This is a genomic window from Aquiflexum gelatinilyticum (assembly GCF_024813435.1).
Taxonomy (GTDB): domain Bacteria; phylum Bacteroidota; class Bacteroidia; order Cytophagales; family Cyclobacteriaceae; genus Cognataquiflexum; species Cognataquiflexum gelatinilyticum.
Genome location: NZ_JANAEZ010000004.1, coordinates 103,651 through 120,186, shown reverse-complemented (window position 1 = coordinate 120,186; position 16,536 = coordinate 103,651). Strand labels below are relative to the sequence as shown.

Annotated in this window: 16 protein-coding genes; 6 read left to right on the top strand and 10 right to left on the bottom strand. The window is 38.7% G+C overall.

What is annotated here, in order from left to right:
- Positions 1–2 precede the first annotated feature (2 nt).
- The 3 genes from NK987_RS10925 to NK987_RS10915 are packed head-to-tail and all read left to right on the top strand — an operon-like array spanning position 3 to position 4,955.
- Positions 3–1,472, top strand: a complete 1,470-nt coding sequence (locus NK987_RS10925; RefSeq protein ID WP_259263874.1) for an IPT/TIG domain-containing protein — start codon at positions 3–5, stop codon at positions 1,470–1,472.
- Between the two features lie 10 nt (positions 1,473–1,482).
- Complete coding sequence (locus NK987_RS10920; protein WP_259263873.1) at positions 1,483–3,885, top strand: TonB-dependent receptor; 2,403 nt, start codon at positions 1,483–1,485, stop codon at positions 3,883–3,885.
- A gap of 5 nt (positions 3,886–3,890) precedes the next feature.
- Entirely contained in the window at positions 3,891–4,955 is a 1,065-nt protein-coding gene (locus NK987_RS10915) for a DUF4249 domain-containing protein (RefSeq protein ID WP_259263872.1), read from the top strand.
- A 77-nt stretch (positions 4,956–5,032) separates the two neighbouring features.
- Here NK987_RS10915 and NK987_RS10910 read toward each other — a convergent pair whose 3' ends face one another.
- Entirely contained in the window at positions 5,033–6,370 is a 1,338-nt protein-coding gene (locus tag NK987_RS10910; RefSeq protein ID WP_259263871.1) for a saccharopine dehydrogenase C-terminal domain-containing protein, read from the bottom strand.
- Positions 6,371–6,504: 134 nt separating this feature from the next.
- Here NK987_RS10910 and NK987_RS10905 point away from each other — a divergent pair, with 134 nt between their 5' ends.
- The 3 genes from NK987_RS10905 to NK987_RS10895 all read left to right on the top strand — a co-directional run bounded on the left by NK987_RS10905 (position 6,505) and on the right by NK987_RS10895 (position 8,153).
- Positions 6,505–6,987, top strand: a complete 483-nt coding sequence (locus tag NK987_RS10905) for a cytidine deaminase (protein WP_258424958.1) — start codon at positions 6,505–6,507, stop codon at positions 6,985–6,987.
- Positions 6,988–7,626 carry an alpha/beta hydrolase gene (locus NK987_RS10900; protein ID WP_259263870.1) on the top strand — a complete coding sequence of 213 codons (639 nt, stop codon included), beginning with the start codon at positions 6,988–6,990 and terminating at the stop codon, positions 7,624–7,626.
- A gap of 86 nt (positions 7,627–7,712) precedes the next feature.
- Positions 7,713–8,153 carry a UPF0158 family protein gene (locus NK987_RS10895; protein WP_258424956.1) on the top strand — a complete coding sequence of 147 codons (441 nt, stop codon included), beginning with the start codon at positions 7,713–7,715 and terminating at the stop codon, positions 8,151–8,153.
- Between the two features lie 56 nt (positions 8,154–8,209).
- Here the strand turns inward: NK987_RS10895 and NK987_RS10890 are convergent, their stop codons facing one another.
- The 9 genes from NK987_RS10890 to NK987_RS10850 all read right to left on the bottom strand — a co-directional run bounded on the left by NK987_RS10890 (position 8,210) and on the right by NK987_RS10850 (position 16,386).
- Entirely contained in the window at positions 8,210–9,517 is a 1,308-nt protein-coding gene (locus NK987_RS10890) for an ABC transporter permease (protein ID WP_259263869.1), read from the bottom strand.
- Positions 9,510–10,409 carry an ABC transporter ATP-binding protein gene (locus tag NK987_RS10885; protein ID WP_259263868.1) on the bottom strand — a complete coding sequence of 300 codons (900 nt, stop codon included), beginning with the start codon at positions 10,407–10,409 and terminating at the stop codon, positions 9,510–9,512. The genes NK987_RS10890 and NK987_RS10885 overlap by 8 nt, the downstream gene beginning before the upstream one ends.
- Positions 10,410–10,457: 48 nt before the next feature.
- Positions 10,458–11,345: a hypothetical protein gene (locus tag NK987_RS10880; RefSeq protein WP_259263867.1), complete on the bottom strand. Its 888-nt coding sequence runs from the start codon at positions 11,343–11,345 to the stop codon at positions 10,458–10,460.
- Positions 11,346–11,424: 79 nt separating this feature from the next.
- On the bottom strand, positions 11,425–12,531 hold the full coding sequence (dnaJ, locus tag NK987_RS10875) for a molecular chaperone DnaJ (RefSeq protein WP_259263866.1): 1,107 nt from the start codon (positions 12,529–12,531) through the stop codon (positions 11,425–11,427).
- Between the two features lie 9 nt (positions 12,532–12,540).
- Positions 12,541–13,107, bottom strand: a complete 567-nt coding sequence (locus NK987_RS10870; protein WP_258424951.1) for a nucleotide exchange factor GrpE — start codon at positions 13,105–13,107, stop codon at positions 12,541–12,543.
- A gap of 74 nt (positions 13,108–13,181) precedes the next feature.
- Positions 13,182–14,177, bottom strand: a complete 996-nt coding sequence (obgE, locus tag NK987_RS10865; protein WP_259263865.1) for a GTPase ObgE — start codon at positions 14,175–14,177, stop codon at positions 13,182–13,184.
- Between the two features lie 85 nt (positions 14,178–14,262).
- The gene (locus NK987_RS10860; RefSeq protein ID WP_258424949.1) at positions 14,263–14,835 is read right to left on the bottom strand and encodes an adenylate kinase; all 573 of its coding nucleotides are present in this window, start codon (positions 14,833–14,835) and stop codon (positions 14,263–14,265) included.
- 27 nt (positions 14,836–14,862) lie between these two features.
- The gene (hpt, locus tag NK987_RS10855; RefSeq protein ID WP_259263864.1) at positions 14,863–15,390 is read right to left on the bottom strand and encodes a hypoxanthine phosphoribosyltransferase; all 528 of its coding nucleotides are present in this window, start codon (positions 15,388–15,390) and stop codon (positions 14,863–14,865) included.
- Between the two features lie 84 nt (positions 15,391–15,474).
- On the bottom strand, positions 15,475–16,386 hold the full coding sequence (locus NK987_RS10850; protein WP_259263863.1) for a M20/M25/M40 family metallo-hydrolase: 912 nt from the start codon (positions 16,384–16,386) through the stop codon (positions 15,475–15,477).
- Positions 16,387–16,536 lie beyond the last annotated feature (150 nt).

Genomic DNA, 16,536 nt, shown 5'->3' with positions numbered 1-16,536 from the left:
ACATGGATAGAAGTAAGTTTGGGTTAATTTCATTGCTCCTTATTTTTTTTGGTATTTTCTCTTCCTGTGAGGAAGAAAGCCAAGTTACAACTTCACTGATTACAGAAGAAGTAATTTACCTGAGTGGAGAAAGAGCAAGGGTCCTTGGGAGGATTATTACCAATCAAAATGTTGCTGCAAGTGACCATGGTTTCTACATTTCGGAAAATGAATCATTTTCCCAACCGATAATCATCTCATTGGGAGAAAGGGTCGCTCCGGGGAGATTTATCGGAGAAACAAGCGAACTCGATATTCAAAAAAAATATTTTGTCAAATCTTTCATATCCCTTCCCGACGGGATCCAGTTTGGCAATGTGTTAGAAATCACCACCCTATCACCTGACGCTTTCAGTTTTTCACCGTTGAATGGTCCTGTAGGTACGACTGTCACCATCAAGGGGAAAAATTTCACAGCTGATACAAAGGTGTTTTTTGGTAACCGTCAGGCTCAGATCCTTAAAATAGATTTTGAATCACTGATCACCGCGATTGTACCCGGCAGTGGAACCATCGCACTGGAGGAAGTAAGGGTGATTGTCCAAAATCAGGAAATTCTTCTCGAAGAGAAGTTTGAATATACGACCGGAAAGTTTACTCAACTACCTAATTTCCCTTCGAGTTTGAAGTTGTTCGATAACGTTTCTTTTCAGAATGGCCTTGAATTCTTCGCGGGATTGGGAGCAAATAACGGACAAACAATCAATTCCCAATTCTGGAAATATAGCCTAGTGACAGGTAACTGGACTCAGGTTGATTTTCAGGGAGACCCTCTTTGGAGGGCTTTTAATAGCAGCAACTATTTTGGTGGCGGAGCTTTGGTTATCAGTCAAAACTCATTGAGTTCACCTTCTACTGATTTTTGGAAATATGAAAACAATAATTTTATAAAGCTTCCTCCATTGCCCTTTACAGCAGTAAATTCGCTTTCATTTGAGTTGAATAATAAATTGTTTGTAATGGGAGGGGCAGTTGGATTTGGGACTGATGTTTACAGGTTCAATATTTCTACAGGTCAATGGCAAAAAATTGCAAACTCTCCTTTTGCAGTCAATCGGACCGTATTGAATTTTAGCTACGATAACAAACAATACCTTGTTGATCCCGTCACCAAGGAGATTTATGCATTTGATGGAGACTTGGAGACATGGTCCTTTTATGGTATATATCCGGGAGATATCAATTCAGGGTCAGCTTTTGGTGTGACCATCGGGGACAGGGTGATCACGGGTATGGCCAATAGATCTCAGGAAGTTTGGGAATTGAATCTTTCGAATGGATTGTGGGTCCGCAAAAACATTTTTCCTGGAAACCCTATTGCAAGAAATGTTGGGGTTTATGTCCATGATAATCTTATTTATATTCTTAGAAGTGCAGAGGTACAGTTGGCTGTACCTATGGAGTTCTGGGTTTTTGATCCCTTTGGCCTATAAAAGTTGATTTATGAAGAAAACATTACCATATATTTTCCTTTTCCTCATCTTCGTATCAGGTGAGCTTTTTGCCCAACAAAAAAATATTGTAGGAAGGGATATCGGCCAATTGAAGGATATCAAAATCAGTGGGCGGCTTATCGATCAGATATCAGGAGATCCTCTTGTAGGAGCCACAGTTACTGTCAGAGAGCTCAATAAAACGGAAATCACTAACACCAATGGTACTTTTAACTTGGTGCTCGATAGAGCTGATTACATTCTTGAAATTCGGTATGTGGGATATGAAACCGTCATTTATCCATTTGTGGCAGTAGGAGACGGAAGGATAAGTTTGACAATGATCCAAGAGGATTTTACTTTGGATGATGTGGTGATTTATGGCCGGGATCCTGAAAAAAATATCAGAAGTACCGACATGGGAGCGATCAGTGTGAGTATGAATACATTGAAAGAACTCCCGCCGTTTTTGGGAGAAGTGGATATTATTAGGTCCCTAGCCACATTACCAGGAGTAAGTCAGGTAGGTGAAGCTTCCTCAGGCCTCAACGTAAGGGGAGGTGGGGCTGACCAAAACCTTATTCTTTTTGCAGGGGCGCCTATTTATAACCCTTCACACCTTTTTGGTTTGTTCACTGCTTTCAATCCGGATGTTGTCAATGATTTTGTTTTGTATAAAGCCATAATCCCAACCAAATTTGGTGGAAGAGGTTCCTCAATTCTGGACATAGCTCCCAAATCAGGAAGTTTGGATAAATGGGGTGGTGATATGATGGTCGGAACGGTTTCAGGTAAGTTATCAGTAAACGGTCCTGTGATCAAAGACAAACTTTCCGCAAAAATAGGATTTAGAGGTTCATATATTAACTGGCTTTTAGGGGCTATGAATAACCCTGACCTCCGTTCAAGTCAGGCTAATTTCAATGACGTAAACGGGATTCTATACGGCGAAATCAATGAAAACCACAATGTTACTTACAGCTTTTACCGAAGCTATGATGATTTTGCATTGGCGTCGGATACGACAATATCATGGACTAACATGAGCCATACCGTTAGGTATCAAGGCAAATTTTCCGAAAGATTGGCTGCGGATGTTGTTGGATATTACTCTAAATATGACTTTTCAATTTTTAACAAATCCGGGATCAACAATTTTGATCTTGAATCAGGGATAACCGACGTAGGATTAAGGCTGAACTTCACCTATGCTTTGGGAGAAAACAACAGGGTCTCTTTTGGGGGTGACACAAAAAACATCACCATTAGACCAGGAGAACTTATTCCCGGAACATCTGAAGGTGAATCAACGATATTGCCTAAAAAAGTACAAGACGAATTTGCAAGAGAATCAGGGTTTTATCTTCAACATGAACTTGAATTTGGTGAGAAAATAGGTGTGTCTTATGGCATCAGGTATGATATGTACCAATACTATGGTCCAAGAACAGTTAAAGAATATGCACCTAATCTGCCACTCAACGAAGGAAACGTCATTGGTGAAAGAACCTATGCATCTGGAGAAACAATTCAGACTTATGATGGTTGGGGGCCAAGAGCTTCGTTGAGGTATTCATTGGATTCCAAGACTTCAATAAAGGCAGGATATAATAAAATGTATCAATTCATTCATTTGGTTTCAAACACAGCTACCATTGCGCCAACAGATGTCTGGAAGTTGAGTGATCAGTTTTTTAAGCCACAGATCGTAGACCAATATTCTTTGGGAATATATAAGAATCTAAAAGGAAATATTTTTGAGACTTCGATTGAGGTGTATTACAAGGAAATTGAAAACGTGTTGGAATATAAAGACGGTGCCAGGCTTTTGCTGCAACAAAATCTTGAAACTGAAATTGTCCCCGGACAAGGTCAGGCATATGGCGTGGAGGTATATGTAAAAAAGAATCTTGGTAGAACAACAGGATGGGCAAGTTATACGTATTCCAGATCTTTGAGAAGGGTCATCACACCCTTTGAAGAAGAGATTATCAATGATGGAGAATGGTTTGCTTCCAACTTTGACAAACCGCACGACTTGACCCTAATAGGAAATTATAAATTGGCGACCAATGCCTCAATCTCTGCGACTTTCTCCTACAGCACAGGAAGACCTGTTTCTTTTCCTGAAGCAAAATTTGACTTCGCTGGAAATTCCCTGGCATTTTTCAAAGAAAGAAATACCCAAAGAATCCCTGATTTCCACAGATTGGATCTTTCTTTGAATTTTAAATTGAAAGGAAATACCAAGTTCCATGACGGTGATTGGACTTTTGCGGTAATGAATGTCTACGGCAGAAAAAATCCATTCTCGGTATTCTTTGCTGACCAAGCAGGATCTCCTCCACAATCGTACATATTGGCTATTCTTGGAGTACCTTTCCCAACCCTAAGTTATTCGCTTAAATTCTGATCGTGATGTTGAAAAGATTGCTATACTTATTGCTTTTATTACCTATTTCCTGCATTGAACCCTATAAGGTGGAGCTGCCCCAAGGAGAACAATTGTTAACTGTAGATGGATTTGTGACGACAGAACCCGGGCCACATATTATCAGGTTGACAAGGAGTGATACATATGGAAGTGTTTTTGAAGGACTTATCAGGCCTGTTTCTCAAGCTGGGGTTGCCATTCGTGATAGTGAAGGGAATGTTGTTTTTCTGACTGAAACTGAGGAGCGTGGCGTCTATCAAACCCCCGCTGATTTTCGGGCAAGAGTTGGGATTTCTTATTCTTTGCTTATTGAGCTTCAAGATGGGAAATCTTACACATCTTTGCCTGAAAAGGTAAATTCGGTTCCCGAGATAGAGTCCTTGACTTACAGAGCTATCCAAGTCAAAACTGCAAACAGGCTACAGGATAAGATTGGGGTACAGATTTTTACTCAATTTAGAGATCCGAGTGACCAGACAAACTTTTATTATTGGAGACAGAACAGAGGATCATTTGTTGTTGTAGCAAATCCTGAATTGTACACTTTACCTCCGGACCATCCTACCAATCCAAGAGGTTCTGCTCCAAAAGATTGCTGCTCGACTTGTTATTTGGAGGAGCAATCTAGGATTCAGACTTTTGCTTTAGCCTCAGATATTGATTTTAATGGCCTCAGTCAAAACATTCCGGTAGCTTTCATAGAAGATGATGGCTTAAGATTCAAGGATACCTATCGGGCTGAAATCCTGCAAATGTCTGTGTCAAGAGAAGCACATCGGTTTTTGAGACTGATTGAACAGCAGATAAGCCTGACAGGAAGTGTATTTGACCAGCCTCCTGCCAACATCAGGGGAAATATCATCAGCTTGGATGACCCTGATGAAACTGTTTTGGGTTATTTTATAGCAGCTTCAGTTTCAAATAAAGAAGTATTCATTCAGCGGAATAACCTTGAGTTTTTGCAAACCCCAAAAATAATTCCTGACGATTGTCTTACCGTCAGGGGAGCTACCTTGAATCCTCCTGCAAGTTGGAATTCTGATAATTGAAAAAACCTTGACTAAAAGGAATTAAAGGACATGGATTCACAATCCATGTCCTTTTTCTTGAGCAACAAAACCTTATATCATTGAATGTTCGGCTTTTCAATTTCCTCGAAAAAAACACCTTCACTTTTCATCGCTTCCAAAATCGGATTGTAAAATTCCTGATCGATAGGAATCTGCAATCCTCTTGATTTGATTTTTCCATCTAAAAATAAATCCACAGCAATGGCAAGTGGTAGTCCGACGGTTTTTGCCATTGCGGTATATTCTTGGTTTTCACCTATGCAGACCAAACTCGAAATAATTTCCTTGGTTCCAAAAGCTCCATTTATAATAAATTGATGTTGAAGCACAACCATGTCCTTGTCTTTGGGACTCAGTTGCCACTTTTCTTCCAATATTTTCTGAAGTAAAGCAGCTGGACTTCCGGAGGTTTTGGGAAGTGTTTTATTGGAAAAAAATCCCAGCCATTCCAATTTTGATAGTATTTCAATATTAATATTCGGAAGGTATTCCTGAAGTTTTTCTTCTACGGATTTGGAAGGGTGATAGGGTAAGAAAGTATTGAGAAAACCCCTGTAGGTTAAGTCTGCTTTAAAATCTATCTGATATGAATCATCTGTCATCCCCAACTGAACAAAAACATCCCAAGCCTGACAAAAGCCCGACCTTCGGAGTGTACCCCTGAGAAGGGTAGAAATATTGTCCAAACCATAAATGGTCTTATACTTTAAAGAATCCCTGTTCGCATAGCCATCAAATTCACCTGCTTGGGTAAAATTCACAGTTTCAAGTCTTTCAAAAAGCTTGTGGTACGGGATACATTTGATCTGTCCAGCCTGAAAATATCTTGAAACGCCCTGACCTGCCAAGACTACATTTCTGGGATTCCATGTGAATTTATATTTCCAGGGATTGTCTTCGCTTTCGGGTGCCAGAACCCCACCGCAAAAAGATTTAAAGGAGAGTATTTCATTGCCTTTTGCTTTCTCCTGTTCAATGATTTTCATGGCAGACATGTGGTCTATTCCTGGATCAAGACCGCATTCATTGAGGAAAAGGAGGTTTTTGACCTTGATTTCGGAAGCAAGCTTTCTCAACTCCTCAGATTCATAAGAGGCAGTAAAAAAGTGTTTACCCAATGCAAGACAGTCTTTTGCGATGACCGAATGCAAAAAAGCCGGTAACATGGATATCACGATATCTGATTTTTGAATCCATGACGATCTTTCTTCAGGATTGTCAATATCAATGGCTACAGCTGTGGCAAATGGATTTGATTTGATCTTTTCGGCAGCAATTTTAACCGAAACGTCTGCTACAATTACTTTTCTGTTCTTTATGCCGGCACTATCCAATAGAAAATCTATTAAATAAGAAGATGATTTACCGGCACCGATGATTAAAATGGTTTGCATAAAGTCATGAAAAGATTATCAATTCCCGAAATTGTAAAAAAAGGATGAAGGCTAAAAATCAAATAGGCTTAATTAGGAAAATAGTGCATTTCCCATTTTTTTTTTGTTAATTCCATCCCTTTTTACACCGGATAATGAATAAAAAAATTGAAGTGACCGCCTCATTGGAGGTAATAGCAAAAAATGATTGGACAGTGGAAGAAGCGACACTTATTTTGAAAGCAAAAGAAATTTTGGAGCTTGCACATGCCCCCTATTCCAAGTTTCTTGTGGGTGCATCTTTATTGCTTGAAAATGGGGAAATTTTTTCGGCCAATAATCAGGAAAATGTTTCCTTTCCTGTCGGTGTTTGTGCAGAAAGGGCTGTTTTGAGCTATGTGATGGGAAATTTTCCAAATACCAAACCAATCAAGATCGCAATTGCTGCCAAGCGAATGGGTGAGAAGGGGTATGCTTATGTAACTCCATGTGGGATGTGTAGGCAGATGATCAATGAATATGAGATTAAGTTTGGTAGCTCCATCGAAATATTGATGCTCAACGGACAAGAAGAGATATTGAAAGCTAAGGGGATCGAACATCTTTTACCCTTTAGGTTCCACAATCTGAACGGCTAAATGAAAGCTTCCATCACTTATCGGCACAGAGGACACTATCACATGTCCCACCTTCCCAACAGAAATGAAAATGAAATTATATTTGTCCTTCATGGTTATGGCCAATTGGCAGAATTTTTTCTTAAAAAACTAGAGCCGATTTTCAGAGAGGAGAGATTGATTATAGTTCCCGAAGCCACAAATTACGCTTATCAAAAGGGATTTTCAGGAAGGGTAGGAGCAATTTGGATGACTAGCCATGAAAGAGAAACTGCGATCGAGAATAATAATAATTATTTGAATTCAGTTTTGGAATCAGTTTTGATGAAGTATGAGGTGATGCCCTCCATTAAGGTTTTTGGATTTTCTCAGGGAGCAGCTACAGCCACCCGGTGGGTTAGTCAATTGGCTGTCCAAGTTGATAAACTTGTTTTATGGAGTGGGGGATTTGCCCATGACCTGAACATTACTCAGGCTGGGGAAAAGCTGAAAAAAACAGAGGTAATTGTAGTTTTGGGGGATGAAGATCCAATGATTACTGATGAATCGATTCAAAAACAAAATGAATTTATTGCAACTTTACCTTTTGAAGTAACAAGGGTAGAATTTAAAGGTGGCCATGATTTAGATTTACCGACTCTGAGAAGTATTTTTGCATGACCGCTCATGTTACAGTTTAGATGGCAAAAAGTTTGATTTAATCCGACAGTTATTTAATTTTCTTAAAAATTTATTTTAATTCTAACATGCTTACCCTATCTGAAAAAGAAGTAGAGAAAATAGCAGTGCAGCTGCTTAAGGGAATGATTTGTTTTTATCAATTAGACAATAAAAAAATCTATCAACTCCCCGATGATGAGGATTATTTCAATTACGATTTGACTCCTGAAGAAGAAGATATCCTGGATGAGATTGAGGATAATCCGGATAATTTTGCGGAATTCGTGAAAATGGAGCCAAACCAAGAACATCAGATGATGGAGAGGTTTGCTGATAGAATTGTCAAAGAAAGGGTTTTTCAGGATGAATTGGTCAATGCATTGAGTAAACCCAAAGCAGCGACTGCGTTCAAGTTTTTGATTGATAGCTCAGGAAAATATAATGAAGTATGGAAAGAATTCAGACTTCAAAATTATAAAGACTGGATAAAAGAACAGATAGACAGCTTCAATTATGCAGAAGATTAAAAAAGAAGGGGCCAATTATGGCCCTTTCTTTTTTTATAAGGTTTTTCAAAATCGAATTAATTCGTTTTTATCCATCTCCAAAGTGTTTTGTAATTCACCTTGCTGCCATGCATCAATATGCCGATTCGGTAGACTTTTCCTGCCACCCACGTACTGAAAAAGAATCCCAAAATCAATAGAGACATTGAAAGTGCTAGATCAAATAAGGGAACACCATAACTTACTCTTCCCATCATCGCAATGGGTGAAGTGAATGGTATGATAGAAAGCCAGAATGAGACATTGCTGTTGGGATCATTAAGGACAAAAACAAACAAACCCAAATATCCGATCAACAGAGGAATTGTAATGGGAAGCATAAACTGTTGGGCTTCGGATGGTGCATCCACTGCTGCTCCAACTGCTGCAAAAAAAGCTCCATACAGGAGGTAGCCTCCCAAGAAATAGAATATAAAGGTCAGGGTCAATTGAATAAAGTCAACCCCATTGATAACCGCAATGATGTTTTGAAGATTGCTTTGACTATCCATCATTTGACCGATTTCAGGGTTTGCAAGCTCCATCGCTTGTTGTTGTGGCATCTGTACGCCAAAATATCCCATGACTATGGAGGAAATTCCCCCAATCAATACAACCCATATTAAAAACTGGGTCAGGCCAACTGCGCCGATTCCAATAATCTTTCCTGACATCAGTTGGAATGGTTTGATCGAGGAAACAAGGATTTCTATGATTCGGCTTGATTTTTCTTCGATGACGCCTTGCATGATTTGATTGCCATATATAAATATGAACATATAGATCATGATTCCTGCAAGGAATCCAATGGCATAATTTACCGTAGCGTCGGTGACTTTTTCTTCACCGCTATTATCCAGAGTGATGGCTTGGATTGATACTTTGGTGCGGTATGCGTTTATGGCTTCAGGACTAATTCCCGATTCAAAAAGACGCTGCTCCTCAATTCGCCTTTTTAAGGCTGATTCCAGAAAGGAAATCAGGTTCATACTTGGGTTTTTTTCCCCATAATAAGTTATGCCTTTCGGACTGCTGAGATCGATTTTTGGAATATAAAGGAAACCAAAACGATCTCCGTCATTTACCATTTTTTTCCCTTCTTCTGTACTTATTTTGGAAAAAGAAAAGGCGTATTGCTCTGAGCTTTCTATGAAAAAGATATTGTTTTCATCAACGACTTCAATGATCTGAAGGGAAGGATTCTCTGATTCTCCAATTGAAATCCATAAAAAAATCCCCATGATGGAAGGGAAAATCAAGGGAGTCAACAATGTTGCTAAAAGGAAAGATTTCTTTTGAACCCGTGAAAGGTATTCTCTTTGTATGACCAGCCAAATTTTATTCATAGGAATGATTTTTTATCTGTTGGATAAAGATTTCTTCCATAGTTGGAAGGATTTCTCTGAATCCTACCACTTCACCATATTGCATCAACATTTGCAAAGTGCGGTTGGGAGATTCCTGTCCAAGTGGTATCTTGAAGATTGTGTTTCCGTTGACTTGGCTGGCATTCCAACTTTCCGGAAGTGTTTCATTGATTCCTGAAAGAATCACCTCATAGGTGTTGGGTCTAAACATCTGTTTGACCGCAGTAAGCCTTCCTTCCAATATTTTATTTGACCGGTGGATCATAGCTATCTGATCGCAGAGAAGCTCTACGGATTCCATTCTATGGGTGGATAACACAACAGTAATGCCCTTATTTTTCAGCTCAATAATTTCATTTTTGATGATTTCAGCATTAAGAGGGTCAAAGCCTGAGAAAGGCTCATCCAAAATCAGGAGTTCGGGTTCGTGAATTACTGTTGAAATAAATTGAACCTTTTGAGCCATTCCTTTGGAAAGATCATCGATTCTTTTGTCTCGCCATGAGCTGATATCCATTTTTTTTAACCAAAAGGCGACCCTCTCTTTTGCCAAGGCCGCAGGCATATCTTTGAGTCTGGCAAAATACACCAATTGGTCCCAGACCTTCATTTTTTTATACAACCCTCTTTCTTCAGGTAGATATCCTATTTGGGAGATGTGCTTTGGCAGGAGGATTTCCCCATTAAAATAAACTTCTCCTGAATCCCCTTCTATGATTTGGTTGATGATTCTGATCAAAGTAGTTTTTCCCGCTCCATTAGGACCTAGAAGGCCAAAAATCCCACCCTTTGGAATTGTCAAACTGATGTTGTTTAGGGCTTTTTGGTTCCCATAACTTTTGTTCAGATTTCTGATTTCAAGAATTTCCAAGATTAAATGAGTTTTGCTAAAAATAGAAAAAAAATCCGGTTTGCTTCATTACTTAATCGTAACCGACCCAACCGATACATCAATGGTGAAACTCATTAGATTTTCACTGTTTGCCCTGTATGCTTTACTTGCATAGGTGTTGTTTCCGAGGTCTTTCAAGTGCTTTGGAATATATGTCCTGCACATGGGTGTAGAGGTGATTTTCAGGATATAGGGATTATTTTCACTTGGTAGTTGAATATTTACTTTTCCCACACCGACCATTGCCTTGATGTTGCATGGTTCAGCCATTTTATCAGAAAACGACAGATTCAATGTCCCATAATTGGATTCAAAAATCATTTCTTTTGCATTGGTAAAATTGAGGTTGTCAGCTTCTAGATTTCCCATATTGATGGCTACGGAAAGTGTATCCATTTTTACGGAATTGGCAAAGTTTTTACTGTAGTCAAGTTTGATGTCTGCACTTGTGGATTTGATCATGCAGTTGGATATAGGCAAATGGGATAAATCCAATGAAGCATAGCCAATCCCAAAATAAAAATGGAGATTATAAAGATTGTGTGAGTTTAGACCTACATCCCATTTGTGGTCAAAGTCCTCATTAGAGCTGGAAAAAAGCTTATAGGAAAGACTTTTTCCAAGGTTTTCAGACTCGACATTTCTGTGAGAAAGATTTGCAAATAGCACATCTTCCTTAATTCTATATGAAAATGAAGGAAGGATATTCACTTTATTGAGTTCTGAATGGATCGTCAAGGGACCTTCAATCTGAGCTCTTTTAATGTCAGATGTTCCTTTGTAAACGTTGAAATCTAAGTATACAAGGTTGTAGCCGTTTTTCTCTTCGACTTTGAACTCCTTAGTAATTTGGGCATCGGACCAAGACGTACTTCCCAGAACCAATCCAATTAGTAAGCAAAATTTGTTCAACATACGGTAAGGTTACGGCGATCGGTTTAAAAGGTTATTAAAGGTATAAAAAAAGCCGGATTTTCATCCGGCTGCAAGTTTTTTAGAAAAATTCTTTCATTTTGTCAAAGAAGCTTTTCTCTGATTTTCCAGGATCTGGCTTGAAGTTATCTGAGTTTTGGAGGCTTTCAAGAATCTGCCGCTCGTCCTTGGATAGTTGTTTTGGAGTCCATACATTGACTTGGATCAATTGATCTCCTCTGCTATAACCATTGATATCTTTTATCCCTTTTCCTTTCAACCTAAGCATTTTACCACTTTGGGTTCCTGCATCAAGTTTTATTTTTACTTTTCCTTCAATAGTAGGGACTTCTATCTGTGAGCCCAAGGCTGCATCTATGAAACTGACATACAATTCAAAGATGACGTCATTTCCGTTTCTTTGGAGGACTTCATCTTCGATCTCCTCGATCACGATCAATAAATCACCTGGAACACCACCTGCTGTTTCATTTCCTTTTCCGGACATGCTGAGCTGCATTCCGTCAGCTACACCTGCAGGGATATTGATAGATATGACTTCTTCTTTGAGAATAAGTCCTCTGATATCTGCCTCAGCAGGTTTTTTGTCTACTATTTGACCATTTCCTCCACATACGTGGCAGGCGCTGGCAGAAACCATCTGGCCCAGCATGGTATTGACGACTTTTTTTATTTGTCCCGAACCTTGGCAGGTTGAACAGTTTTTGAATGTAACGCCATCGGCAATTACATGACGTTTTACTTTGATTTTTTTCTCAACTCCGTTGGCTATCTCTTTCAGGTTCATTTTTAATTTTACCCTGAGATTTGTTCCTTTTTTCACCCTTCTTCCACCTCTTCCTCCACCAAAGAATGAATCAAATCCGCCGCCGCCAAATATGTCTCCAAATTGGGAAAAAATATCATCCATGTTCATTCCTCCACCACTGTAGCCACCATTTCCGCCAAGTCCCTGATGTCCAAACTGGTCGTATCTTTGACGTTTTTCAGGGTTGCTTAAGACTTCATAGGCTTCAGCAGCTTCTTTGAATTTGTCTTCGGCCTCAGGATTGTCCGGGTTTTTGTCAGGATGGTATTGGATTGCAAGCTTTCTATAAGCTTTTTTTATTTCATCGGGAGTTGCACTTTTACTAACTCCCAAAATTTCATAATAGTCTCTTTTAGCCATATTCCTGTCTTATGCTCCGATTACCACTTTAGCAAATCTGATGACTTTATCTCCGAGGACATATCCGTTTTCAATAACGTCAATGACTTTTCCTTTCATTTCCTCACTTGGGGAAGCTATTTGGGTAATTGCTTCCTGGGTTTCTGCATCAAAAGGCTTTCCTGTCAGATTATCCATCGGCTTAAGCCCTTTTTGCTCTAATATTCTTAATAATTTATGGAAAACAAGCTGGTTTCCTTCTCTAACTTTTGAGGCTTCGGTTTCTTTTTCATGTGCTTTGAAAGCCCTTTCAAAGTCGTCTACAACAGGAAGTATTTCTGTCATCAAATCTTCTGAAGCAGTTTTGATCAGGTCAATTCGTTCTTTTGAAGTTCTCCTTCTGTAATTTTCAAATTCAGAGTAAAGCCTCAAATATTTGTCTTTCAGTTCAGCTACCTCCTTTGTAAGTTTATCTTCTTGGGAAGTATTGCTTTTTTCTGAATTTTCTTTTTGCGCCTCATTTACAACTTGTTCCTCTTTCATTCCCTGTTCATCGGAAGCGATCTGATCCTCATTGAATATTTGTTTTTCCTCCATTTTATTTCTCAAAATTTGACTTTTTATACTTTATCAATTTGTTTGCCAAGGGCTAATGACTGACAACTTGACATTTACTGGACATTTATGGCCTGCCAAAGCATATCCTTCAATTTGTCAAGATTATATCCTGAAACTGAGGAGATGAAAATTGAATCCAAATCTTTAGGAACATCTTTCTTCATCTGTCCGATCAATTCATCGTCGAGCATGTCAGCCTTTGTTATGGCCAATAACCTCTTTTTATCCAAAAGCTCGGGATTGTATTTCTGCAATTCGCCAAGAAGTATTTTGTATTGGTTTTTGATGTTGTCAGAATCGGCAGGTATCATAAACAACAAAATTGAGTTTCTCTCAATATGTCTTAAGAATCTCAATCCAAGTCCCTTTCCTTCTGCAGCACCTTCAATAATTCCCGGAATATCTGCCATTACAAAAGACTTTTCGTCTCTGTAGGGAATGACACCGAGATTAGGGACCAAGGTGGTAAAAGGATAGTCACCGATTTCAGGCCTTGCCGCAGATATACTTGATAGTAGAGTTGATTTTCCCGCATTTGGAAAACCGACCAATCCTACATCAGCTAAAAGTTTGAGTTCAAGAATAATCCATTCTTCAATTCCCTCTTCGCCAGGTTGGGCAAAATGTGGGGCTTGGTTGGTGGCTGTTTTGAAATGGTCATTTCCTAGACCACCCCTTCCTCCACGTGTAAGGATCACTTCCTGTCCTTCTTCGGTGATTTCAAACCTAGTTTCAAAAGTTTCAGCATCTTTGGCAATAGTACCAAGTGGAACTTCCAAAATTACATCCTTCCCATCTCTTCCTTTTCTTCGCCCACCTTCGCCGCCTTTTCCTTCCTCAGCGATTACATGTTTTTTGTATTTCAAATGGAGTAATGTCCATACCTGGGTGCTTCCTTTTAATATGATGTGTCCTCCTCTCCCCCCATCACCCCCGTCAGGACCTCCTTTGGGTACATGTTTTTCTCTTCGAAAATGCACTGAACCTGCTCCGCCCGCACCTGATCTGGAACAGAATTTTACGTAATCTATAAAGTTGGAATCTGCCACTTTTTCTAAAGGTTTTAAACAAAAATGGCTAAGCTTGAAGGCTTAGCCGGATAATCTTCCCTGCAAAGGTAAGAAATATTCAGAATTAGTATTGGTCAATCACTTTTGTAATGTCAGCAAAAATTCCTTCTATAGTTCCGACACCATTAATTTTGGTGAATTTTCCTTGCTTTTCATAGTATTCAGCTACAGGAAGTGTCTCATCGAGATATACCCTTATCCGGGTCTCAATTTTTGATTCATCCTGATCATCAGTTCTCCCTGAGGTTTTTCCCCTTTCTCTGATTCTTTCTTTCAATATGTCTTCGGCCACATCCAAGGCAATCATACCCGAAATTTTAATATTGTTTTTTTCCATTAATCTGTCCAATGCTTCTGCCTGAGCTACAGTTCTGGGAAATCCATCAAAAATAAATCCGTTTGTTTCAGGTGTATTTGCTATTTTATCATCCACCATACTGATGACTACTTCATCCGGAACGAGTCTGCCTTCATCCATATATTTTCTGGCAAGCTTTCCGAGTTCTGTTCCTTCTCCAAGGTGTTTTCTAAACAAATCCCCTGTGGATAAATGGGTGAGGTTATATTTTGATATAATGTTTTCGCTTTGGGTTCCTTTGCCTGCCCCCGGAGGGCCAAATAATACAATATTGAGCATATTCTGATTTAGTTAATATGATTATATTTATTTCAATTGATAGAGTTCCGGAAGATTTCTTCCCAATCCGTCAAAGTCCATTCCGTATCCTACCACAAACTTATTTGGAATTTCAAATCCGATATAATTTATTTCCATGGGATATTTAAGAGCTTCAGGCTTTAATAGCAATGTTGCTATCGCGATTTTTTTTGGATGCTCTTTTTGGACCATCTCTAAGAGATGGGTCATGCTTAACCCTGTATCAATAATATCCTCTACAATAATAATAGACCTGTTTTTCAAATCAATATCTAGACCCATAAGGTTTTTGACATTTCCGGTAGAGCTTGTTCCCGAATAAGAAGAAACTTTGACAAAACAGACTTCCATAGGTGTGGATATAGATTTTACCAAATCAGACAAAAACATAAAGGAACCATTGAGAACTCCAAGCAAAACAGGACAGTCCTCTTTGAAATCCTTCGATATTTCATTCCCGATTTCTTCAACCCTCTTCTTCAAAGAATTGGCAGTAATATATGGAACAAATATTTTTTCTTTAATTGATATCATAGGATCAAATAAAAATGCCCTTTTTTCAAGGGCAGGGCAAATATAAAAAAAAAAGATTCCTCTCCATCTATTTAATTGTTAATCCTATAATCGTTTCATCAAATATTTATACAAGTCCACCATGTTTTGAAGGTCTTTTAATGAAACTTTTTCTTGAGGAGTATGTACATTATCCTCAGGGGCTCCGATAAAGCACCAATCAATAGGATAGGGTGAAAATTGGATCTCTCGACCATCACTTCCACCGCTTCCTTCAACTTCCAGTTGATAAGGAATACCACTCTCCTCTGCAAGACTCAGTATTTTTTCGAGAAATTTTTTTCTGGGGATAAATTTATCCCGCAAAGAAATCGCAACCCCATTGTGATGCTGAACACCTTCAGTGACCCATGTGATATCAGAAATCAAGGCGAATTTGATCGGTTCATTTTCGTTTATAAATCTTAGCAAATAGGGAACACTTCCACCTCCATGTTCCTCATAAGTCGAAAATGCAACCCATCCATTTTCTAATTCCTCGCATAATTTCAGACAATTGTAAATCCCAAGTCGGTTGTCTAAATAAGCTGCTTGGATAAATTCATCGTCAATAGTGATGGATTGTTCAAAGGAAAGTAAGGTGCCCCGGTCTATTGCCCTTGGGAAATCATGAAAGGCAAAATCGTCATTCAATATTATTTTGCATGAAATTGGTCCAAGACTATCATGCCCAATAAGTCTAGTTCCTTGTTCAATTTCAGGGCCTCCTATTGGGATAAGCTGATTTTCATATCTTGTGGAAAACCCGATTGTATCTATATGAGAAAATACAGCGCCCGTCGGTTTTCCAAATTTAAGTAACAGACAGTCATGGAAATCCTCTCCAAAATATACCTCAGGCTGAACCTTCCAATGATCTTTGCGTTTCCATATATATTCAATGAGAAAATCTGTCATTGGTGATTCATTTCCCGAAACGCTGTTTATCTCTAAAAGATCAATCAATAATTTTGACATGATTTTATGTATTTTGCATCGTTCTAAATTGTAAATTCATTAAAAATCAAAAAGAATTTTGGTATAGTTTTAAAATATTAATATACATTTGTGAATAGTTAAAAGTTTATAAATTTGCAGTCAAATCAATTAAACACCTAAAAATCTGAA

Coding starts and splice junctions, on each gene's coding strand:
- NK987_RS10925 (WP_259263874.1), top strand. CDS start 3: ATGGATAGAAGTAAGTTTGGGTTAATTTCATTGCTCCTTATTTTTTTT.
- NK987_RS10920 (WP_259263873.1), top strand. CDS start 1,483: ATGAAGAAAACATTACCATATATTTTCCTTTTCCTCATCTTCGTATCA.
- NK987_RS10915 (WP_259263872.1), top strand. CDS start 3,891: ATGTTGAAAAGATTGCTATACTTATTGCTTTTATTACCTATTTCCTGC.
- NK987_RS10910 (WP_259263871.1), bottom strand. CDS start 6,370: ATGCAAACCATTTTAATCATCGGTGCCGGTAAATCATCTTCTTATTTA.
- NK987_RS10905 (WP_258424958.1), top strand. CDS start 6,505: ATGAATAAAAAAATTGAAGTGACCGCCTCATTGGAGGTAATAGCAAAA.
- NK987_RS10900 (WP_259263870.1), top strand. CDS start 6,988: ATGAAAGCTTCCATCACTTATCGGCACAGAGGACACTATCACATGTCC.
- NK987_RS10895 (WP_258424956.1), top strand. CDS start 7,713: ATGCTTACCCTATCTGAAAAAGAAGTAGAGAAAATAGCAGTGCAGCTG.
- NK987_RS10890 (WP_259263869.1), bottom strand. CDS start 9,517: ATGAATAAAATTTGGCTGGTCATACAAAGAGAATACCTTTCACGGGTT.
- NK987_RS10880 (WP_259263867.1), bottom strand. CDS start 11,345: ATGTTGAACAAATTTTGCTTACTAATTGGATTGGTTCTGGGAAGTACG.
- dnaJ (WP_259263866.1), bottom strand. CDS start 12,531: ATGGCTAAAAGAGACTATTATGAAATTTTGGGAGTTAGTAAAAGTGCA.
- NK987_RS10870 (WP_258424951.1), bottom strand. CDS start 13,107: ATGGAGGAAAAACAAATATTCAATGAGGATCAGATCGCTTCCGATGAA.
- NK987_RS10860 (WP_258424949.1), bottom strand. CDS start 14,835: ATGCTCAATATTGTATTATTTGGCCCTCCGGGGGCAGGCAAAGGAACC.
- hpt (WP_259263864.1), bottom strand. CDS start 15,390: ATGATATCAATTAAAGAAAAAATATTTGTTCCATATATTACTGCCAAT.
- NK987_RS10850 (WP_259263863.1), bottom strand. CDS start 16,386: ATGTCAAAATTATTGATTGATCTTTTAGAGATAAACAGCGTTTCGGGA.